Raw genomic sequence first — 22,958 nt, 5'->3', positions numbered from 1 at the left:
ATTGATTAAGCTTTTTTCTTACGCTTGACAGGAACTACTCCTACCTCAACTTTTTCTTTCATACGCGGTGTTGTAGGAATGTTGAACTTAACATCAGGGATTTTGATCCGCGTACCCCAGTCATTGATCTTACCTTTTGCAAATGATTTTGGCTGCGAAAGCTCTAATCTCATTAACTCACCAAATCGGTAATGAAGTAAAGTCCAAATGGTCGTTCCTTTATCAGAGTTTAATAGCGGATAAATATCATCTTTAAGGGTATTTCCCTTAATTGATCTATTGCTTACGTTTCCATCTCGTAAACCTACATACTTGTTACCTGCAAAAACACGAATTGCATGCTCCTTACACGGCGATATTACATATGCAACCCCACCTTTACCATCAACTTTAGTCCAACCAAGAGCACATAGTTTTTCTCTAAGAAAACCTGTAATGTGAAATTGCCACATTGCTAACGGAGCATTAGCTGGAAAAGAGCTTCCAACATGTTGAGTTTTTTCATTAGCGGCCAGAATCACCTCGTAAACTAGTTGAGTTGTAAGACTGGGGTGAATGGCAGCAAGAGCGCTAACGACCTCAGAATTTTCATCAATAAATTTGTCTGAAATAGCATCAAACGATGGTTGTAAAGAGAACATGGCATTTCCGATATATTATCATCAATTTGATGTATAATAATCGGAAATGCCATGTAAGTAAATAGCTAAGCGTCAATAAGATAAATAGAGCGAATTAAGTTCAGTTGCGTTGAGTATTTAGCATAGTTATTCTTATAGCCATAAGGATGGCACCCTAGTGAGGATTCGAAGCTTTGGTTGTGGGCTAATGGTAGCAACGTTTCAACTCGCTAAAATAGTCTGAGTGTACTTCGTTGTGTACTTGCCCTATATATTCTATCTGTGATCGGTGCGCTATATAGTAGACATCGAGCTGCTAGTATTTGCCATAATTATCCTTATAGGAACAGTCTGGTACTTATTTAACCTCTGACTGACTAAAAAGTAATTTTCCTATCCACCAAATGGATTCTCCAAAATTACAAATTAATTGTTCGCCTTGCTTAAGGAAAGACTCGTCTTCGTCAATTTTCGCTAATTTTAGAGCATCTCCAATTTTAGAACTAGTAGGATGTGCATCGCCTAGACGCATATCATAAGCACCAGCGATTACACCAAAGATTTGGCGAGCTCTATCGACTCCTACTTTTTGTGCCAAAATATCTTCTAATAGTTTATTTGACCCGAGTGTCTTCTTATTCTTATGTGTTGAGAGTTGGCGTAGATTGCTAACATTGAGACGATCAGAGAATATACGAATTAATTCCTTTGCTAATCTTAGTAATGAGGTTTGGTCTTTGCTTGAGAAGCGTGAAATTTGTTTTTTAAACTCAGGTTCATCTATTTCATGCGAGAACAAATCAGTATTAAACTCATTTCTAAAACCATCCTCTAACAGCTTCATACTTATAAATAAAAGTTCTTCAACAGCATGCGTAGAAGCAGGTTTAGCTTCAACCTGCGACATTAATAACTCAGATGACACCTTCCCCTCTGGAGCAATGTTATGAGCAGCCCAAATATGCTGTTCCCATGGCGCAAGACGGGCAACATCATAAGCATAAACAGTTATTAAATCAGATGAATTAATTCCAAAGTGAATTCTACACCCAGACGTAGAGTGAATACCGCCTGTTTCTGCCGTATACCATTGCAGTGAAAACCCTTGGTAACTAAGAAGTTCGCTAACTACGTTAGAACGGAACCAGAGCCATCTGCCAATATTTTCATTATTCAAAGAATGAGACGTCATTCGCGTTCCATCAGTTTTAACAATGAACTGAGGAAGTGTCTGATCTTTATCTCCCCGAACCCGTACGCTTATATTTTGATGCTCAATCCATTCGTCTCGCCAAAACTCTCCTTCTACTCGAACTCCTTTATAAACACCTTGATGGCTACCTTGCGAGCTTTCTGAGTCAGTATTTTCATCACTTTCTTGCCCCATCACTGGAGCATCTTCGTCTTCATCAATATCAGTTCGCCAGACTCTAAATGCAGCCCAGCTTCCACCGAAAACGTCTTCTAAGTCTCGAATCAAAAGCTCAAATCTTCCACCATCTCTAGACTCTTCTTTATCTGTCAGATCGGCATATACGCTGTCTTTTAAACTTATAACATTAGCTACTCTTTGGCGGTAGTACGAAAGGCGAAGAGATAGATTTCTTGCTGCTAAATAATCAATAAGAAACTCTTGCTTAATTTCAATTAAAGTATGATCACCATTCTCGTTAATAGTTTCACGAGCAACAACAATGAAATTTTCTGCAGGTCTAACCCAGTTATTTCCATCTTTTATTAAACCAAGAGCAATGACTAAATCAGGACTTAGTATCCACTCTCTTATTCCAGTTACAGGCTGATTGTATTCAAAGACAAGATTCACACCTATGGGTTCTTTGTCATTATATTCATATTGTTCGATTGGAGAATAATAGCCGTTTTCATAAGCATATGGTCTAGTGGTATGGCTAATGCCAACTTGATTCCAGTCAAATCCATCAGCTCTTTCCTTTTGTTCTGGTGGGAATGCAACAGATCCGCACCCAAAAAATTCGCTGTCATAGCCAACGTTTTTAACATCACCTTGTTCTTTATTAGACAACTCTCTTAATGGAACCCAAGTTGAGCTGCCAAAAGTTCTACGAGTTTCTTTTACTTGAAGAATCCAATCACTATTTTTCATATCTAGCACTCCGCTATTAAGGCTATTTTGAATTAATTGCATTCATTCTTTTATTAATTTCATCATCAAGCGCATGTCTTTGTTTCGAGCTTAATTGAACCATAGTCATTCTGAAATTAGCGCCACCATCGGTTAATGATTTGAACTCTTTTGCAGAAATTGCTTTGAAGCCAAATTTAAAGTCTTTTAGTTCCTTGGAATATTTAGCATCTGGTTTGCCACCATACTCACTCTTTATCAAATCCCCTGTTACTGTGCCAGACGCGACAAACCCAACGCCACTTTGATAAAGATATACCTTATCCCCTTCTTGCAAGTTGCAAATATACTCTTTCCATCCTGAGTAGAAGGCAGCAGCTTCGTTGTTTTCAAGCATTTTAACGTGCGCAGATTTGTCATTATTGTAGTTGGTATTGAGCATGAAAGGCTTAGTGCTAAGAATGTTACTAGTATCTCTTTGCTTCGCAATTTCAGGGTTTTTTGCTCTTTCTTCTAATATGTTGTTCGTTTCTTCAATTCCAGCTTTAACAAACTCTAATAATAGATAGCTTTTTGATTTGTCTAAAGTAAGCGTCAATTCTTCCAATTGATTGTTCAAATGGTTGGGTAATCTGATAGATAAAGGAGTGACAGTACTTTCATCTGTTTGGTCAAATATCACTTTTTCTAAGGCTTCTCTAATGCTCATGGTAGTCTCCAGTAAATCGAATTAGTAGAGAACTACAGTACATTTACTTCAAAAAGAAGTCAAGGTATAAAACTACATTATGTATTTTTATACCTTGACTTCTTTTTGATTGGGTTAGTTAATAAAGTCTATACCCCAGGGGCACTATCAAAACAGGTCTCTTAATCAATTAATAGTCTACTTATAATAGACTGCAATAATGGAACTACTTATAACAGACTATTTTAGGTGTTTATGTTTATCAGAGCATAGAGCGCCAATCAAAGATCAAGATGCCAAGCGTGCCAAAAGTGAGCTCATATAGCTTGCTGCTGATCATGGTCACAAAATTGCCGCCTTCTATGTTGAAAACGAGTCAGACGCAACTTTAATACGTCCACAGTTAATGTAACTGATAAATGATGCCCATGAAGGCGATATAATTTGGTTGAGCAGATTGACCGCTTAGCACGTTTAAACCAAGCTGATTGGGATACTCTCAAAAGAATGCTATTAGAAAAGAAGCTGGCGGTAGTATCAGAAGAGCTACCGACCTCTTATATAACGCCTCAATCTGATAGCAGCATTGAATTTATGAGCAGCGTATTACAGGCCATCAATTCGATGATGCTTTATATGCTCGCTGCTATTGCTAGAAAGGACTATGAAGATCGACGTAACCGTCAGATGTAAGGTATTTCTCGTACTAAGGTAGAAAGTAAATATTCAGGACGTAGGAAAGATACCGAGAAGCGTAAGATTATCGCTAGCCTTCTGAAATCTGGGCGTAGTTATTCTGAAATACAAGCTACAGCTAAGTGCTCGCGTCATTTGATAGCTGTATAGCTAAATAAATACTCAAATACTCAAATACTCAAATACTCAAATACTCAAAATTATTTTGAGGATCTGTAATAACCTTGTCAAATAAAAATTGTCTGTTATCAAAGTTCCTCTAATATATTCTGTTTAAGTAAGAAAAATATTGATTACGTTTCAGGTGACAGTATTTTAGCCGAATCTTTTATAAACGAATCATTATCGTAACGATGACACAAATACTAGCTTGAGCTTGATTATTAAGGCAGACTTTCCTGCGTATAGCAGAGTTTGTTCTAACTATTCAAACCATTTGCTTCATCTTTAAATGTCTCTACAACCACAGAGAAAATATCGTCCCAAACCTCATCATTTGCCAAAAACGGATAATCTTTCAATAGCTTATTACTTTTAGCACCCTTATTCTGCAGCATGCTACGAATGATTCTATCGGCATAGCTGTTGGGCATCTCAATAATCTCTTTTATCGCCAGTCGTGCATGGTCATGTTGTCTTAGGTACTGTGACTCGTTATGCATCTCTTTTTCAATAACATGCGCAATCAGTCCTGATAAGTACTGAACATGAGGCGTCAGGTCCATAAAGCGCCATGCCGGTTGAATAAGGTGACTGTCTTCAAAATTTAAGTTTGAGCGAATACCATCAGGGTAAGTAATCGCTTGTTTATCAAAGCTGTAATGATCACGGATTTGCTCCATAAGTGGCACGGATACACGGTCTAAAATTTTATCATAGGCATGACGGTCTGAGGGATGCTCAGCGATGGCTTGCGATATAGGTAAGATAATCGGCTCATGAATGATCTGGTCGCGTCTGAGTACATCGTTAATTAGGAAGCGATGTACTCGGCCATTGCCATCCGCTAGCGGATGAATATACACAAAAGCAAAGGAAGCAACCGCACTACGTATCAGTGCCGATTGTCCCTCGGTCTTTTCCATAAATGCCTGTAACCCTTTGAGCTTTTCAGCAATGTCATCAGCAGGTGGCGCAATATAGTGCACAATCTCTTTAAAGCCATTGACCTGAGTATGCGACACAAAAACTGGAGATTGACGGACGCCATACTGCTGGATGACCGTTTTGCTACCAAGTATCTCTTGTTGCAACTCTGCTAGCGACTCAGGATCAAGCGGAATATCGCCCTTGCCGGTACGCCGTGCCATCACATCGGCGAAACGTTCAATACGTTTTAACTCTTTCCCTTCACCTTCTATAGTAAAACTGGCTTTACTCTCTCGTAATGTCATCCATACGGAGGCACGCATCAGTAAGTCTTGCCCAAATTCATCGTTCAGCTTGTCAACCATTGTGGCAATATCGAGTGCAGCGGCTTGCGTAAACAACTCTGTTTTCACCAATTGAGGACAGAAATGACGGGTTCCTGCAAGATTGTCATTGATACGCCAACGAGCATTCTTTATGACATGCGCAGGGCTTGAAGTAACCTGCTTCTTAGCATCTAGAGCATCCACATAGTTACCGCCTAAATTACTCGGTACTGCTAACTGCTGACCCATGAGCCACTCATACAAGAAAGCCATTCTACGGGCATAGCTGCCTGTCGGCTCAGCGTTTACCCATGCTTGTACGTCATCAGCACCTACCTGCTCAAATAGACGAACCAGTAACTCTAAATTCAGTACTTCATGACGCATGTGAAACTGTAAGTGCGCAATGATAGTGTCCAGTGGACGCGCGGTTTCCTGATAAGCGTTATGAATGACGTCACCGTCTTTATAGGTTTGTCTGCGCCCACCGATACTACTGCTGACATATAAAGGGGACACCAGCTCGATGCTGGCATAACGGATAAGCCATGCTGCGCCAATAGGGTCTGAAGTAGGGGTATTCATCATGAGGGGCTCAAGCGATTATAGATAAGCTATTTTGCAGAAAAGCGATTATGAATGCAATATAATGATTATAATGAAGCCTCATTGCATTAAATCGATTTTTATATGACGCTGTGATGTCTTTAGATAAAGATCGAAGGGCGTTTTAAGTGGGCATAATTGAACGAAATTGAATGATGAAAATACACCGTTCTTAACACAGCTACGTAGTAATAGAGTACCTATTTCTGCAAATAAAGCCTTCTTGCCTCGCGTGTAAAGCCTTATATATCAGCTATTTATGAACAAAAATAAAATAAAATACCTCAGCTATGAGCCTGGCTTTAACACCCGGTAAACAGTAGCTACGCCAACACCAACTGCCTTAGCGATTTCCTCTTTTGTCATATTGCCTTGACTGTCTAATTCTCTAATACGATTGTGTTTCGTTGTATTAGGCTTCTTACCGGAGGGCTTATAGCCACTGTTAGCCAATCCCTGCTTGATACGCTCTCTACGCTTGTCGTTATCAAGCTTTGCCATCGTTGCTAATAAGTCGATCAGCATATGGTTAATCACTGTTAGGATCTCACCTGTCATGCCATTATTAACTGTATGCGTCGTTGGTAGATCAGCCACCACCAATCGCAAGCCTTTGTCTTTGATACGCTGCTTTAGAATTGCAAAATCATCTTGAGATAATCGGCTTAATCTATCCACGCTTTCAACCAGTAGAATATCGCCTTGCTCAGCGTCCTTTAGCAGCTTGGCTAATAATGGTCTATCGAGCTTTGTACCACTGAAATGCTCGACGTACTCAACATGGTTATCATCATAACTTGTACTGAAAGCCACCAAATCAGCCAATGCTCTGGTAGCGTCTTGATCCTTAGTGCTGGCTCTCACATAAATACGAACAGTCATAACCCACCTCTATTATTTAGACTTAATAATTAGTGCTCATTGATAATAACAAGATATTACTATCATTTAATAATATAAAAAAGTCTAATGATAGATAGATTATCATTTAAAGGTTTTATGTTTTGGGTATAGGCTAATGATAGGAAAAAAGCACAGCAGCCAGTCTTATAATTCAAAAGTCTGTTATAGATGGTTCCATGCTAACAGTCTGCTTTAAGTAGTCTGTTAATATGTTTGAAGGGTGAGATAGCTGGTTCCGCTAAGGTATACCCTAGGATAATAGGAAATCCATCGCGGATGACAAAACCTGTTTAGCTTTTAAACAATACGGGTTTGTCGATAGTATGTAAGATAAGTTCGAAAAGTGACTAGAGTGTTAGATTATTCATACTGGGTCTGAATTAAAATTTTATTGTGATTAATTTCTGCTCAATGTTATTCATTTGTCGCCATGATGAGTGATGGCGGCTTGTGATTTAGTTAGGAAAAATAATCTTGAGTAATAAGGTACGTTTGTAGCATTTGCAGCAGGGCTTGTTCTAGGCTTCTTTACTTACACTTTCCTGTAAATTCTTTTTTAGTAAATGATCGAATATAAACGGGCCAAAAGGTAAGAGTGAGCCGAGTACGCCCGCAGGTATTGCCCAAAGAGGCATTTTCATTTTGATAGCTGAGCCTATAAGTATTATGATATAGGTAATAAACAATATACCGTGTGCCATACCGATGTATTTCACACCTTCTGGAATGTCCAGCATATATTTTAGTGGCATGGCGATACAGAGCAATAATAAGAAAGAGGTGCCTTCTAGGTAGCCTATAATGGTAAGGCTTTTTAATGCGGCACTTTGTTTTTTTCTAAGATTATGTATTTGTTTGATAGTTAGCTGAGCATGTGACACTATATTATCCTTTTGTTATTTCAATAAATAATTTAGGCGGTATTCAATGTCTTTATAATAATGGCCCTGTCCAGAGCTTTGAAGTACTGGTTTTTGTCATCTACCACTTAGCACGTCACGCCTTCGTCTAGCCACTTCAAAATCATCCTGCGTTCACTCGCATACAATTATGCATTGGGTTTTGGGATATAGAATGAGAGAGTATTTGTATTAATCATATATCACCTTCCAGTTCGCATTTTTATAAACACACTTGAGTATAAAAAGTATCTTTCCGTATAGAGCAGCTATGACGCTAGTTCTTTTTATTTGTACTGATCAATATTCACTTGTTTATTCATTACGCTTACTTTCCAAAAATATCATATCAATTATAATCAACGCTACACCGACACAGACACCTATATCTGCAACATTGAAAATAGGATAATTCCAGACATCAGCATAATGCACATGGATAAAGTCAACCACTTTGCCAATTCTTAAACGATCGATTAAGTTGCCAATCGCACCGCCAAGCACTAAGGCCAACCCCATAGACAATAGCTTGGCTGTACGTGGCGCTTTGATTAAATAAATCGTTAAAAAGATAGCCATTACAAAAGCTAAGCCTGAGAAAAACCATTTCTGCCAACCGCCAGCGTCGGCTAAAAAGCTAAATGCTGCCCCATAGTTATAAGCGAGTGTCCAGTTGAGAAATGGTTCAATGACCGGTACGGGGTCATTGAACGCTAATTTGGTTTGGGCCAACCACTTAGTCCATTGATCAAGTATTAACACCATTATCGCCAACAAATACCAGATAAAAGCGCGACTGCCATTGGCAACCATTTTTGGCATTTTATCCAACTTACCTTTAGGTGTTATCGAGTTGCCTGAAGTCACGTACATAGCTTTAGGCGTATGATTCATGGTTTTAGAGTCAATCGATTGATGAGTACTACTCACAGCTATAGGTACTTTATTGTCAGCAATATTAGTACTAGCCGATTCAACGCTATTCAATTTAGTACTATCTAATCTGTCGGTAGATTCAGTCATAGTTGTTTTCTTTATCTGTGTTTATACAATGAACAATGTTAAACGTATATGTTTTTGGTATACGACTATTAATCGCGCCACTTTTATAAACGGCTCCACTTACCGCTCTGGTGTTATGAAACTTACGGTAATAATTTTTTATTAGGGAATCTGTTGATTGATTTCAACATTAACCTGAGTCTGTTCAGCGCTAATCACTATAGGATTACCCGATAAGTCGCCTGACTCTGCTATGGCATTACCGCTATGACTAATACGAGCAACGACTGCTAACTGAGTTTTGTCACTACGAGCTGAATTTAACGTGCGATCTGGCATCATCGCATCAAGATTGCTTAAGCGGATACTAGCCTCACCTTGCTTGATAATACTAATGGGTAAACGTTTGGCGGCAAACGGTGGACCTCCTTTAACGTCACGTATCGCAACAAACAACACATCATCAGCTTTCACTAACGGTAATAAATTAGCGTTAATTTTCACTGTCACGTCAATACCTTCTAGCGCTTGCTTTTCTTGCGTGCTAACGTAGTTGCTTAACTCATCTAAGCTTGCTAAAGCTTTAGTATGATCACCTGGTTTGGCCACAATGCTGCCTTGTAAGCGTTTAATCCAACCTTGCGCTTGGGCAAAGTTACTACTACGAGTCTCACCCATTGCCATGAGCATTTGAGCCCGTTCATGCTGCGGATTCTTAGCTAATATAGCTTGTAATACACGGCGAATATTGGCGTCTAACTGACCTTCATTAACGAAAAAGCTAGTCTGAGCATAAGTGGTGGCGATTTCTTCATTTTCAGGAGCTAAACGATAGGCACGAGATAAGGCTTCCAGCGCAGAATCAGTTGCCTCCATAGATAAGAAAAGCTCGGATAGGCGCATCCAGCGATTAGGATCATCAGCATTACGATGAACATTGGTTTGCATGGCGCTAATCAGTTGACGACCATCTTCAAACGCCCATGATGGCGGCTTGTCAATTTTAGCTGTCAATAGGTCGTCAGCCACTTGTCCTACTTTGTCCTCAGCTGTCCACAAATCAAACACGGGCGTACGATTGCCTATTAGTAAATACGCCATTGCAGCCAATATTGGGATCCAAGCTGCGACAATTAAACGGCTTTTGACATCAGGGGTGACCATAGGTGTTATCTGACGCTGCACATCTAATAGCTGACGCTCCAGTTCCAGCTTTTGATTTTGATAATGGCTATTATTAATAGTACCGCTGTCTTTATCTGTTTGTAGCTCAGCTAAACGTTCGCGAAATACTGCAACATTAATATCTAGCAGTTGATTGTCTATTGGTTTGGACTGCAAACGCGGTGCTCGTAGCCATGGCATAATAGCAATCAGCGCAAATATAAGAGCAATCAGCAAGCTTAGAGTTACAAATAAGCCAAAAGTAGAAAATAGAGTCATTTTTTGTCCTCTAGGCTAGTAATGTCGTGGTCGACACTCTCAGCTTGCGATAATAGACGATCAAGCTCAGCCTTTTCCGTAGAGGTCAAGGCAGCAGTACTGTTCACTGTGACGCCGCTTTGACCACGGGCAACAACTTGGCGACGCTTACTTTGCCAAAACCAACCAATAATTAAGACGAGCAATAATAGTGGTGGAAAAAACCATAGGATCCATGTTGATGGTCGCATAGGCGGCTTGTAGCTAATAAAGTCACCGTAGCGCTCTTGCATATAGACGCGTATTTCAGCATCACTACGTCTATCTTTAATTAAATCATAGACTTTTTGCTTTAGATCCTGTGCAATCGGTGCATCAGAGGCTGCAAGGTTTTGATTTTGGCATTTTGGGCAGCGAAACTCTTCTATTAATCCACGATACTGAGCTTCTTGCTGTGGTGAGTCAAAATCGTATACGTCAATAGCTGCGTTTGCCGTCATGTTAAGCAGACACGCTAGTATTAAGCTTGCTAGTTTTAAAACTATATTGGGTTTTAGTTGAGGAGCTCTTATTCGAGTAACGTTCATTTGCACATCTCCTCAACCTGAATGAGATCAGGACTATCGTTGTTCTTATTAGCCTTATTAAGTACTGTCAGGCACGGCTTAACACGCTGTTGCCAATTGGCTTCATTAATCTCACCAACAATATGCTGACGAATGATGCCATCTCCATCCACAACAAAGGTTTCGGGCGCACCAGTTATGCCTAAGTCTAGAGCAAACTGACCCAATGAATCCTGAATAGACATAGAAAATGGATCACCGCCTCGGTTTAAGTAACTGAGCGCATTACCAATCTCATCCTTATAATTCACACCAACGATATCAACGCCGCGCTCTTCTAGTTGCATTAAAAACGGATGCTCAATAACGCAAGTTGGGTACCATGAGCCCCAAACATTAAGTAAAAACGGCTTATCCGGCAAATTATCATTGGTGATAGTACGGGTAGTATCTGCTAATAACGGCAGCTCAAAGGTAGGAACCGGACGCTCAAGAGCGGTATTGGTCACAATGTCTGTTGGTTTACCTAAGCGCATGTACAATATAACTACCAAACCAAAAAAGAGGATAAGCGGAATTAAGAACCATAGCTTCGTCTGCTTTTTTTTCATTGTCTTTGGGTTACGCTGCTTACTGTTTTGGCTATCTTTTTGCTCAGGAGTATTATTCGACATAGTCATTTATTTCTCCTTTAGTGTCGACATCGTCGATACTGAGATTGCCTGCTCAATAGCTACCTCATTGACTCCATAAGTAGCCAAACTACCAGTAACTAGCAACGGAGCTTTAATTTTTTTGATGCGGTATCGTTTATCAAGCATACTAATTAATCCACCTAGAGCCATGATAATTGCCCCTAACCAAATCCAGCGAATTAATGGTTTTACATAAATCCTTAATGCCCATTGGTTACTACCATCGGCAATAGGTTCGCCCAGTGCGACATAAACATCGCGCATAAGACTGGGGTCAATAGCAGCTTCAGTTGTTGGCATCGTGCTGATAATATAAGTACGCTTTTCTGGAGTCAGTTTCGCCACTTCACGACCGTCTTTGGATACCACCACTTGCGCTTGCGTTGCATCAAAGTTACTACCCTTTATTTCAAAAAATTCAGTTACTTCAAAATCGTAACCTTGAACATTGACTGTATCGCCAATACCCATTGCTACGTCACGCTCAATACTCAGGCTACTAGTAAAGGCTATGCCAATGACAGCAACCAATACGCCAATATGAGCAGTCTGTTGACCCCAATAGCTAAGACGCAGCTGACGCAGACCTTTAAAGAAATTAGGGGCGTTCTTGGTTTTGTCTCTAAAGTCAACGATCATCCATAGCAGTACCCAAAAGCTCACCGCTAAAGTCACGCCAATATTGAACATAGCAGATGGACTGGTAAAGTAGGCGATAATAGCAGCCAATACGATACTACTAGCGGCAATGGCGATACCCACCCCTAGTAACGGACGCTTATCTTGTTTCCAGCGAATATTAGAGCCCATACCCATAGCGATTAACAACAGCCATGTCAAAGGCACAAACAGCGCATTGAAGTATGGAGGCCCTACAGATACCTGACCGAGACTAAAGGCATCAGCGATAATAGGATAGAGGGTGCCGAGCAGCACCACTAAGGTTGCAATCAAAATGATGGCGTTATTGATCACTAAAAAGGACTCACGTGAAATCAGCTGATATTGACTTTCAACGGTTAAACGCCAACCGCGAACGGCAAACATTAATAGACCACTACCGATGATAATGCCAAGAATAGCTAAGATGACCAAACCACGCGTCGGATCAGCGGCAAACGAATGCACTGAGGTAAGGACTCCAGAGCGTACCAGGAACGTGCCAAGCAAGCTTAAGGCAAAGGCGAAAATAGCCAGCATGATGGTCCATGCTTTAAACACCCCGCGCTTTTCAGTGACTGCTAATGAATGCAGCAATGCTAAGCCGACAAGCCAAGGCATAAACGAGGCGTTCTCTACCGGATCCCAAAACCACCAACCGCCCCAGCCAAGCTCGTAGTAGGCCCACCACGAGCCCAGTGCAATACCAATGGTCAAAAATCCCCAAGCCGCGAGCGCCCATGGACGTGACCAGCGTGTCCAAGCAGCATCTAAACGCCCTTCCCACAATGTCGCCATACAAAATGCAAAAGGCACTACCATACCCACATAGCCCATATATAACATGGGCGGATGAATAATCAGACCGAAATCTTGTAGGACAGGATTTAAATCAGCGCCATCGACCGCTAGATTGGGTAAGGTACGCTCAAACGGTGACGAGGTAAATATCAGCATTGTTAGCATCATTAACTGTACACCGGCCAAAATAACTAATACCCGCGCACGCATTGATAACGGCAAGCCGCGACTAAAGTATGATACCAGTGCACACCATGTGGCCATGATGGTCATCCATAGCAGCAAAGAGCCCTCGTGTCCGCCCCATGTCGCCGATAACTTATAGTACCAAGGCAACAGCGTATTGGAATGCTGCGCGACGTAACTGAGGCTAAAATCATTATAATAAAAACCTGCTATCAAAGCGCCAAATGACGTTATCATGGCGGCAAACTGTGCCCAAGCTAAGCTAGGGGCTAGTCGTTGCCAAGCAACTTGGTTACGAATAACACCAATAGTTGGCAGAATTACCTGCAATAACGCCAATACAAAAGCGGTAAGCAAGGCAAAATAGCCCAATTCTGTAATCAACATACGGTCTAACCTTATTTACTCTAATGCGGTTGCAGTTTACTGTAGCGGTGGAATTTTTATTATTAGAACCCACCCCCGAAATCTGCTGCTATCTCTAGTTTTTAATTGATTTCGAAGGGTTTTATTTAACTACTTTAGGCGGAGTTACCAGTGGAGGCGCGCCTTTAAAGCGCAGTAAACGTAACGCATTGAGAGTAACGAGCACTGTTGCTCCAGCATCAGCTAGAACCGCAATCCATAGTCCAGTAATGCCGAATACGGTCGTGATCAGAAAGACGCCTTTGAGACCTAAAGCGAAAATGACGTTCTGATGAATGTTGCGCATGGTGGCACGCGAAAGTGCAATCAGATGGGCCATGTCTGTAACACGACTTTTTAATAATGCGATATCGGCCGTCTCAATGGCCACATCGGTACCACCACCCATCGCGATGCCAACATCAGCGGTTGCTAGTGCTGGCGCATCGTTAATACCATCACCCACCATCGCTATTTTGCTGTTATTCTTCATCTCGTTAAGCAAGCGCAGTTTGTCCTCAGGCAACAGCTCAGCTTCCCATTCCACGTCTAAATTACTGGCAAGTGCTTGAGCGGTTAAGCGGTTGTCGCCTGTTAGCATGACGGAGCGCACACCCATCGCTTTAAGTTGAGCCACACCTTCATGAGCGTCGTCTCGTAACTCGTCTCTTAGTGCGACCAATCCAAGCACTTCTCGACTTTGCTCATCGAAAAGAACTGAGACGGTCTTGCCCTCATTTTGCAGCGCCTCGATTTGTGCCTGTTGCTCGGCTGAAATTGATGCCTCATCTGCGGCATAAACAGGCGAACCGATAGCTAGCGCGCGCCCAGCGATAGTTGCGTGTACCGCTTTACCCGCAGTAGCAGAAGCTTTAGAAGCCACAGGTATGACAACTTTGGCGGCTTTGGCATGACTGACAATAGCTTCAGCAAGCGGGTGACTAGAACCTGTCTCCACACTGGCAAAGAGCGCCAATACCTTATCTTTACCTTGAGAACCCTGATCCTGAGAATCCTGACCTTGAACACTTGAATACTCTTGTGTAATGTCAACAACATCGGTCACGCGTGGTTTGCCTTCAGTTAAAGTGCCTGTCTTGTCAAAAGCGACTGTCTTCACTTGGCCGATGGTTTCTAAAGCACTACCGCCCTTGATCAGCAAGCCGCGGCGCGCACCGACCGCTAGACCAGAGGCGATAGCAGCTGGTGTTGAGAGCACAAGAGCACAAGGACAAGCGATCAATAATAAGGCTAGACCTCGATATAACCAAGTTGACCAATCTCCGCCCATGGTTAACGGTGGGACGATGATAATTAGGGCGGCAATAGCCATCACAGCCGGTGTATAGTAACGACTGAATTTCTCAATAAAACGGGCAGTGGGTGCTTTGGAAGCTTGCGCTTGCTCTACCAAATCAATAATGCGCGAAATAGTGTTATCGGCGGCTGTCTTTTCTACGCGCACTTGGAGCACACCATCGATGTTAATTGACCCTGCAAATACATTGTCACCCATCGTCTTGGCAACAGGAACAGACTCTCCCGTCACGGGCGAATCATCAAGGCTGGACGCACCTTGAACAATGGAACCATCAGCAGATACCCTATCTCCAGGACGCACCAGCACAAGGTCATTCACTTGTAGTGAAGTCGCTGGAACGTTACGCTGCCCACCTTGAGCATCAAGTAAAATCGCACTTTTCGGAACCAGCGATGATAAGGCTCTGATGCCAGCGCGAGCGCGATCAGCAGCGATACTCTCAAACAGTTCACCGATTGAGAACAAAAAGACAACCGCTGCGGCCTCTTCAGCTTCACCAATGATAAGTGCGCCAAGCACGGCGACGGACATCAGCGTTTCAATTGAAAAGAATGAACCTGTTTTAGCCAGTGCTAAGGCTTTGCGTGCAAATGGAAAAACGCCTACAATCACAGCGATGGCAAACACCCATATCCCATAAGCGGGGAACAGTAGTGACAGTGCATAAGCGCTGCCCATCAAAATACCGAGACCAACAACCTGTTTGCCTTTTTGAGTTTGCCACCACCGCTTATCCTGCGGAGCCATCTGATTGTCGCTGTCAATATCAATAGCCGATACAGTTTGTTGACCAGTATTGGCAGATATACCGAACCCTAGGCTTTTGATGGTTTTTTCAATATCACTAGCCTGAGTCGGCGCATCAGGGGCCAAGCTTAGCTCTAGCGTTTCTGTAGCAAAATTTAGCTCAACATCAGAAACCCCAGGCATACGTTTCAAAGCTGTTTCAATCTTGCCGATGCAACTGGCACAGTCCATACCTTCAATATGATATTTCATAATAATTTACCCTTTGAATAATGATATTATGAACCCTCTAGTGGCTTTAGAGTCAAGGTTATTTATCTACAGTTTCGTAATTTTAATTTCTCTAGCGCTAGTCTTTACAGCCACTTTAATTATTTAAATCATAGAGGTTGTTATGACAATCAAAATTGGTGAGCTCGCTAAACGCACAGGTGCCACAGTAGAAACCATTCGCTATTACGAAAAGGAGCACTTATTACCCGAGCCTTTTCGTAGCGAAGGGAATTATCGTTTATATAATGAAGAGCACATTGAGCGTCTACAATTTATCCTACATTGCCGTACGCTCGATATGGCTTTAGATGATGTGCGAATCTTACTTGAATACTGGGAGTCGCCTGACAAGGACTGCGGCGATGTGAATAACTTGCTAGATGAGCACATTCATGCTGTGGAAATACGAATGGAAGAACTGATGCACTTAAAGCATCACTTGACCGTTTTGCGCCAGAAATGTGCAAGTAGTGCACCAGCGTCATCATGTGGCATTTTAAACGCGCTTGTCGATAACTCCTGTCATGAGTAATGATATCAGTAGTGTTCATTTCTGACGGATCAAATCATGAAAGGTTAAATACGCCCTGATGTTAAGCACAAAAAAACCCAGCAATGATAGTAAGATCACTACTGGGGTTGGAGGAAATAATAACTATGTTGTGCTGACTTATCAGGTCTTATTTATCATTCATAGCAAGGTAGATATTTCGATCTGATGCGGATGCGTCATCCACGTATTTTGAATCACGCCATGTGGTATAAGCATAGACACCACTGTATGGGCTGATGCTGTTCTGACGGAAATCAGAAATCCAGTTTTCGCCATCAAAGATTTGGATATGGCCATGTGGACGCTTTGATGAGCGATCATAGACAATAACATCACCTACTTGGGTTGGCATATCATTACTGATTTTGCTAAAACCTGCTTTATCAAGCGTGCCACGAGTGGCGTACTGATAGGCTGAAGGATTGGGGGTGAACTCATAACCTGCTGATTGTAGTGCTTTACGTACGTAACGGGCACAGTATCCAGAGCTACCAGATAGAGCCACTCGTGAAGCACGAGCAGCAGCGATAGCGGGGGCTGAATTGCTATCAGGAACTGTATTGACTTGCTGCTGTTGTTTTTCAGCGTATAAGCGGCTGTTTAATGATGAAAGCCGACTCTCTTTTTGCTTAGCCTGCGCACTTAGGTTGCTAATAGCTTGACTGATTTCGTCATTACTAGAAACATAAGCACCACTGCTAGTGCTATAGATGTTTTTTGATGAACCGTAGTTTGATGCCACAGAAGTATTGGTGATGGTATTATTTGTTTGAGAGATTGTGATAGCAGCACCACTCGTTTGTGCTATGCCCATACCCAGTACTGACAAAATCAATAAAGCCTGTTTCATAAATCTAATACCTACGGTTAATTCAAAATGGTCTGTTATCAACAACAGCGCAGTCAATTAAATTTCAACAACTCAAGTATATATACGTCATAGTGACTGATACTTCTGCTGCATATTATTCATATAAAAAATGATTATTGGCGATCACAGCACATCATTGAAGTCTTACGAAGCTGTTGCAAATCAAGCTGCTGGCCAAAACACAAAGCCGACTTTAGCATAGGCTGTTTAGCCTGTCATCACCCTTAAAAACCCCAAAAATACTTTTTTGATGTTGAAAAAATTGCTAATATTCCACATTTTACAATGTAAGTTTGTGTAACATATACAGAATATAGCTGACTAGATTGACCACAATTTCTACTGTTTTATAAGCAAAAAAACGTCTGAGGGTTAAATCTAAATTATAGATTTAACCCTCAGACGTTTTTTTATTGGATGAAGTAATTACCCTATATAGGGTCTAACTAATTATTAAGATAATATAATAATTTATAATATTAATATAGATGTTAATTCCCTACTGGCTTATGTAATATTACGTAATTGTTTCGATACATCCTGTATATTCTTGTATTAACCCTTAATTATTTATCTATTTTAAGGGTTAATAACCGATAAATCCGCTTACATTGTCATCAAAAGTTACAAATTCAAAGTTATTTTTGCTTTTAAAGTCGCAATAGCTAATGATTTTTTTGATGAAGAATCATTTTATAAGCAATAGAACAGTCTTATACCTACCTCATTTACTTTTAACGCTAACACTATAATCAAAGTATTCTTAACTGCTAACACACTATAATTGCTGCTCTACCGATTCAATATCAGCATAAACTTGGGTTGTCCCGTCTTTATTGAGCTGCATAACCTGATAGGGCATGAATTTATTTTGATACTCCATACCTGGGCTACCAATAGGCATGCCAGGTACGGCAAGACCCATAGCTTGTACTGGCGGATTTTCTAAAAACTGCGCCATATATTTAGCGGGTACATGACCTTCAAAGACGTAACCATCCGTAGTGACTACAGTATGGCAAGAACGCATTTCATTTGGAACGCTGTAGCGCTCTTTAAATACGGCTAAGTCCGCAACATCTTGCGCGGTTGCACTTAGACCATTATCTTCTGCATGACTTATCCATTCTTTACAGCAGCCGCAATTGGCATCTTTATAGACAGTGGCTGATACGTTTTTTAGTAAGTCTGGTTTACTTACTGATGTCATCATAGAATTATTTATAACGTTTGGTTCAGCTGTCTTTGGAACAGCCAAAACATCTTCAGTTGATGCCGATGTTGTGCTTGCATCAGATACGCCACTACTCGGTTGGCTACAAGCAAATAGTGATGAGGCAGCCAGTAATAATAACGTACTACGCAACCCCTTAGACAGATAACGATTGCATATAAGACTGGATTTTATTTTTAAGGGGGGCATAGTGCTTTCTCATGTACTGTAGGTATTGTGAGCTATAGAAGATCAAGTAACACTTCATATCGTTTGGTAATGTAGCATAATAACCCATTAAACGGAGTACATAAATTCATCCATTGAGCAGTGCAGGCTGGTATCATAAGCAGTTTTTATTTTAAAATACTGCCTGTAGTATTAACGGCTCTATCTAAGTTTTGGATTTTGATTAAAAATTCAAGGCTCATAATTTTGGATAATTTGCGATGCGCCTGTCTACTATTAATCTACAAAAGCGTTTGAGTACTCACTTAAATCAATTACCGCTATCGCTTACGCTAGTAGCAGCATGGCTTGCAGGAGCTATTTTTTTATTTTCGCTAGCGCCTTATGGGTTTTGGCCGCTAGCAATAGTATCACCAGCGATTTTATATGCGCTGTTGGTGACAAGTATGAGTGGTCGTCGCGCTTTTATTATCGGTGAAGCTTACGGTATGGGGCTATGGTGCGTCGGCGGCTTTTGGCTCTATACTGCCATCCATGATTATAGCGATACTCCAACGTGGCTCGCATTGATTATGATTGGATTGATGGGTCTCGGTATGGGACTGTTTCATGGATTTTTAGCACTAGTCTTTAACCGTATGGTAGGCAAACAACCCTTTTCATTTGCTGCTCTTTGGGTGCTACAAGAATGGTTAAAAACTTGGTTATTCACAGGCTTTCCGTGGCTATTTGTTGGTTATGCATTTACTGAAGAGTATTGGTTATCGTCCTTAGCACCCGTTGCTGGTGTTTTTGCCGTCTCTTTTGTTGCCATACTATTGGCTGCAAGTTTAGTAGAGCTACTGCTTCGACGCAGTAGTTATGCCGTCGTTTCTGTACTGTTATTAGCCATTAGCACATCATTATGGCTGGTCAATCCGCAATGGACAAAACCTAAGGGCACACCTGATCTGTCAGTGTCATTGATTCAAGGTAATATTTCACAAGATATAAAGTGGCTGACGCAATATCAAGTAGAAACGCTAAAGATTTATGCGAAGTTAACGCGCACTGAGTGGGGACGTGATGTGGTGGTGTGGCCTGAATCATCTATTCCGATGTTTCAGGATGAGGCTGCGGGCTTTATTAGTGAAATGATAGAAATGGCCAATGCGACCAATACGACATGGATAACTGGTATCCCTTATAAGGATAAAGCGGCATTCAATGCCAGTACGGATAAGTATCCCCCATTTTACAATAGCGTGATTGCTCGAGGTGTAGAAGCGGAAGGCCTATACAAGAAGCAGCGTCTAGTGCCTTTTGGAGAGTATATTCCATTTGAAGGCGTGCTCGATATTTTCCCAAGTTTGGCCGGTAGTCAGGATATTAAGAGCTATAGTCGTGGTAGTGATCAGCAGTCACCGCTAAAGGTGCGTGAACACAATATAGGGACGGCTATCTGTTATGAGGTAGCTTATCCAGATACCACGCGTAAAAATGCCATCGATACTGACTTTTTGTTGACCGTCTCTAACGATGCCTGGTTTGGCACTTCAGCAGGACCATTGCAACATTTGCAAATGGTACAAATGCGCGCGCTTGAGAACGGGCGCTGGTTTATTCGAGCGACCAATACTGGTGTTACCGCTATCATTAACCATAAAGGTCGTATTGTAAAACGCGCACCGCAGTTTGAGCGTACTGTACTACGTGGTGAGATACAGGCACGGGTTGGTAACACGCCCTTTATGCTTATGGGAAATTATCCTATCTTGATAATAATAACCCTGTTATTACTAATAAGCTATTTTGGCAAAGGTCTAACCACACTTAGAAGACGAGGGTAATAGTAAACTTAATCATAATAATTTAATCAGCGTAAGTTTTTTATTTTTTCTAGGTAACGTCCTAACGCACGTAAATATAAAAGTTTTAAACTATTGATCACATAAGAACTGATTGAAAAAATTATGTTGACATAAGGCACGCGCCTCATACTTAAAAAGAGATAGCTATATACGGTCTATCATCTTTTAGTTGATACTTTCATTTAATGCACGCGATTTTTGATTGTCATCTGCCTTAGTACCAAATTCAATAGTTGCATGTTGTATATTCTGATGCGCCAAATCTTCCTTGATGTTTTCTTTCATAGTAATAGTCTCTTCAAACGTTATATCGGTCTTCGGTACAATATGAACTGTAAGAGCATTCTCAGTGGTACTCAAAGCCCAGATATGTAAATGATGAAAGTTTTGAATAAAATTATAGCTCTCTAAGATAGCAGTGATTTTACTGAGATCAACATTTTGAGGTACTCCGTCGATAGCAAGCTTGATACTCTCTTTTAGTAGACCCCAAGTCGATAACAGTATAACGACTGAAATAATCAAGCTAACTAGAGGATCAACGATATTCCAACTTGTATAGTAAATAATAATGCCCGAGATAACGACACCTACAGAGACCAATGCATCTACCATTAGATGCAAGAAAGCACCTTTGATATTAATATCGTCTTTTTGACCTTTGTAGAATGCAAAAGCAGAAACAGTATTTATAAATACACCTATTAGAGCTGTAATAATAATAACTTTTCCTGCAACTTCCGGTATCGTATCAAATCGACCCAAGGCCTCATACGCAATACCTATAACGATTGTAACTAACAATATGGCGTTAATAAGAGACGCCATTATAGAAGCTTTTTTGTAGCCATAGGTATAAAGCGTAGTAGATGCTTTCTGTGCTAATTTCATTCCAATTAACGAGATTATTAAACTGGCAACATCACTTAAGTTGTGGCTAGCGTCTGCGATTAAAGCTAATGAATTAGTTGAATAGCCCACTATAAACTCGATGAGCGTAAATGCAGAATTTAGACCAATCCCAATATAAAAAGCTTTATTCATATTTTTAGGGTCTGGAGCTTGATGACTGTGGTTATCTGAATTACTCATAATTTACCCTTGTTTAGGTTGCTGCATTTTATTAAAGGTAGAAAATAAGTTTATTGCATATTTTCTATATTGCACAGTCAATATTGCTCTAATACCGTAGACCCACTTATTTTTATCAATAAACTGAGCCACAACTTGATTGTGTGTCCTATCTCTCCTTGGGCGAAAAAAGCGGATTTTACTGTAATCTAACTGGCTTACGTAAGCTTCTTGTTCTCATGTTCAAGCTCTTTAGTATGTGTAGCTTAGTCTTGAATGTTGGTTAGTATAGTTTCATTAGTGTGCTTTTTATGACATGACCACATAAAGGTGTAATCGTTTAATGCTTCAATCAGCATACGAACGGCGCGTTCTTTAATCTCAGGAGTGTAGGTTTGTCTTTTCATTATCGTATTCTCTCAGAAAGATGATTTACCGCTTCTTAACAGCGCGTGTAAAACCTTGCATCTGACGACTAAGCCGGTCTTCATAGTAAACTATCCCAGTATTGTCAGAAACTTAACGTCTTGTGAGGATGTACTAAGTGCTAACTTCAAAATGGTTGAAATACCTACGCTAAATGACGACAAAAAAAGCCTAAGCAATCTAATGAAAAAGTAGATAATAAAAACCCAATCTACATGACAAACAAAAAAATGCCTCTGGGAGTTGACTCCCAGAGGCATTTAGTTTTAAATATAGCTAACGGTTACAGCGTGTTGACGCACACTGTAACGAACAAATAAGCACCTGAACTGCGTTATTTGAACAGCATTAAATGCCCGTGTAGGTGCATTTTATCCAAAATTTGCTTTCATATCAACTTTATTCACTATACATTTTAAAAACCGCTTGTTCGCTCGTTACATCCTCGTGCTGCTCTCTTTATAACCGTTACCCGTCAAATGGGTGGCAGGCTAAGGCGACGACTGCGTTTGACAGAAGGGTAAAGCTCTCGACAGGGGGTTCTAGACATATTGAGCAACGCAATGAGTGGTTATTTGTGCATATCGTAGCGGTATATTGGGTGTATTGCCCTTGCTAGCGTATGACAGCACAGTAGCGGTTAAGAGCGTGTCTAGGCGGTGCTATCAGCCGTAATCTTAACAACCGTAGCTTGATACAGTGATACGGTCTTGATGACGCGATGGGCGATGAAGTCGGCATGACTAATCACATCAAATCCAAGGAATGCACTAAAG

At 41.0% G+C, this 22,958-nt stretch carries 17 protein-coding genes and 1 pseudogene; 3 read left to right on the top strand and 15 right to left on the bottom strand.

The window, feature by feature from the left end:
- Positions 1 to 5: 5 nt before the first annotated feature.
- The 3 genes from VIM91_RS01640 to VIM91_RS01630 all read right to left on the bottom strand — a co-directional run bounded on the left by VIM91_RS01640 (position 6) and on the right by VIM91_RS01630 (position 3,433).
- Positions 6 to 641 carry a hypothetical protein gene (locus VIM91_RS01640; protein WP_025643763.1) on the bottom strand — a complete coding sequence of 212 codons (636 nt, stop codon included), beginning with the start codon at positions 639 to 641 and terminating at the stop codon, positions 6 to 8.
- 337 nt (positions 642 to 978) lie between these two features.
- Positions 979 to 2,745, bottom strand: coding sequence for a hypothetical protein (locus VIM91_RS01635; RefSeq protein ID WP_037058559.1), 1,767 nt, complete (start codon positions 2,743 to 2,745; stop codon positions 979 to 981).
- A gap of 22 nt (positions 2,746 to 2,767) precedes the next feature.
- A complete protein-coding gene (locus tag VIM91_RS01630) occupies positions 2,768 to 3,433 on the bottom strand; it encodes a hypothetical protein (RefSeq protein ID WP_025643765.1) in 666 nt (221 codons plus the stop codon).
- A 199-nt stretch (positions 3,434 to 3,632) separates the two neighbouring features.
- Here VIM91_RS01630 and VIM91_RS11830 point away from each other — a divergent pair.
- Positions 3,633 to 4,258: pseudogene (locus tag VIM91_RS11830) on the top strand (recombinase family protein).
- A gap of 269 nt (positions 4,259 to 4,527) precedes the next feature.
- Here the strand turns inward: VIM91_RS11830 and VIM91_RS01620 are convergent.
- From VIM91_RS01620 to VIM91_RS01580, 9 genes are all read right to left on the bottom strand, one after another.
- Positions 4,528 to 6,111 (bottom strand): Fic family protein, encoded by a 1,584-nt coding sequence (locus tag VIM91_RS01620; protein ID WP_082787299.1) that lies wholly within the window; start codon positions 6,109 to 6,111, stop codon positions 4,528 to 4,530.
- Positions 6,112 to 6,417: 306 nt separating this feature from the next.
- Positions 6,418 to 7,011, bottom strand: a complete 594-nt coding sequence (locus VIM91_RS01615) for a recombinase family protein (protein ID WP_011959997.1) — start codon at positions 7,009 to 7,011, stop codon at positions 6,418 to 6,420.
- Between the two features lie 539 nt (positions 7,012 to 7,550).
- Positions 7,551 to 7,913, bottom strand: a complete 363-nt coding sequence (locus VIM91_RS01610) for a DUF3817 domain-containing protein (protein ID WP_058023733.1) — start codon at positions 7,911 to 7,913, stop codon at positions 7,551 to 7,553.
- Between the two features lie 333 nt (positions 7,914 to 8,246).
- Positions 8,247 to 8,954: a signal peptidase II gene (gene lspA, locus VIM91_RS01605; protein ID WP_037026031.1), complete on the bottom strand. Its 708-nt coding sequence runs from the start codon at positions 8,952 to 8,954 to the stop codon at positions 8,247 to 8,249.
- 141 nt (positions 8,955 to 9,095) lie between these two features.
- Positions 9,096 to 10,376 (bottom strand): c-type cytochrome biogenesis protein CcmI, encoded by a 1,281-nt coding sequence (ccmI, locus tag VIM91_RS01600; protein WP_025643930.1) that lies wholly within the window; start codon positions 10,374 to 10,376, stop codon positions 9,096 to 9,098.
- Positions 10,373 to 10,942 (bottom strand): cytochrome c-type biogenesis protein, encoded by a 570-nt coding sequence (locus tag VIM91_RS01595; RefSeq protein WP_025643928.1) that lies wholly within the window; start codon positions 10,940 to 10,942, stop codon positions 10,373 to 10,375. The genes ccmI and VIM91_RS01595 overlap by 4 nt, the downstream gene beginning before the upstream one ends.
- On the bottom strand, positions 10,939 to 11,601 hold the full coding sequence (locus tag VIM91_RS01590; protein WP_331863082.1) for a DsbE family thiol:disulfide interchange protein: 663 nt from the start codon (positions 11,599 to 11,601) through the stop codon (positions 10,939 to 10,941). The genes VIM91_RS01595 and VIM91_RS01590 overlap by 4 nt, the downstream gene beginning before the upstream one ends.
- A complete protein-coding gene (locus tag VIM91_RS01585) occupies positions 11,602 to 13,650 on the bottom strand; it encodes a heme lyase CcmF/NrfE family subunit (RefSeq protein WP_075107732.1) in 2,049 nt (682 codons plus the stop codon).
- Positions 13,651 to 13,771: 121 nt separating this feature from the next.
- Entirely contained in the window at positions 13,772 to 15,988 is a 2,217-nt protein-coding gene (locus VIM91_RS01580; protein ID WP_011513680.1) for a heavy metal translocating P-type ATPase, read from the bottom strand.
- Between the two features lie 142 nt (positions 15,989 to 16,130).
- On the opposite strand from VIM91_RS01580, the gene cadR reads away from it, so the two are divergent.
- Positions 16,131 to 16,541 carry a Cd(II)/Pb(II)-responsive transcriptional regulator gene (gene cadR / locus VIM91_RS01575; protein ID WP_025643920.1) on the top strand — a complete coding sequence of 137 codons (411 nt, stop codon included), beginning with the start codon at positions 16,131 to 16,133 and terminating at the stop codon, positions 16,539 to 16,541.
- A gap of 148 nt (positions 16,542 to 16,689) precedes the next feature.
- Here the strand turns inward: cadR and VIM91_RS01570 are convergent, their stop codons facing one another.
- Entirely contained in the window at positions 16,690 to 17,412 is a 723-nt protein-coding gene (locus VIM91_RS01570; protein WP_011513678.1) for a CHAP domain-containing protein, read from the bottom strand.
- A 799-nt stretch (positions 17,413 to 18,211) separates the two neighbouring features.
- A complete protein-coding gene (locus VIM91_RS01565) occupies positions 18,212 to 18,646 on the bottom strand; it encodes a DUF411 domain-containing protein (RefSeq protein WP_131427860.1) in 435 nt (144 codons plus the stop codon).
- Between the two features lie 449 nt (positions 18,647 to 19,095).
- On the opposite strand from VIM91_RS01565, the gene lnt reads away from it, so the two are divergent.
- On the top strand, positions 19,096 to 20,664 hold the full coding sequence (lnt, locus tag VIM91_RS01560) for an apolipoprotein N-acyltransferase (protein WP_313907251.1): 1,569 nt from the start codon (positions 19,096 to 19,098) through the stop codon (positions 20,662 to 20,664).
- A gap of 186 nt (positions 20,665 to 20,850) precedes the next feature.
- On the opposite strand, the gene VIM91_RS01555 is transcribed toward lnt, so the two are convergent.
- Complete coding sequence (locus VIM91_RS01555; RefSeq protein ID WP_058025953.1) at positions 20,851 to 21,777, bottom strand: cation diffusion facilitator family transporter; 927 nt, start codon at positions 21,775 to 21,777, stop codon at positions 20,851 to 20,853.
- Positions 21,778 to 22,958: the final 1,181 nt, after the last annotated feature.

This window comes from Thiomicrospira sp. (assembly GCF_036568485.1).
In the GTDB taxonomy this organism is placed as follows: Bacteria; Pseudomonadota; Gammaproteobacteria; order Thiomicrospirales; family Thiomicrospiraceae; genus Thiomicrospira.
This window is presented reverse-complemented; position numbering and strand designations above follow the sequence as displayed.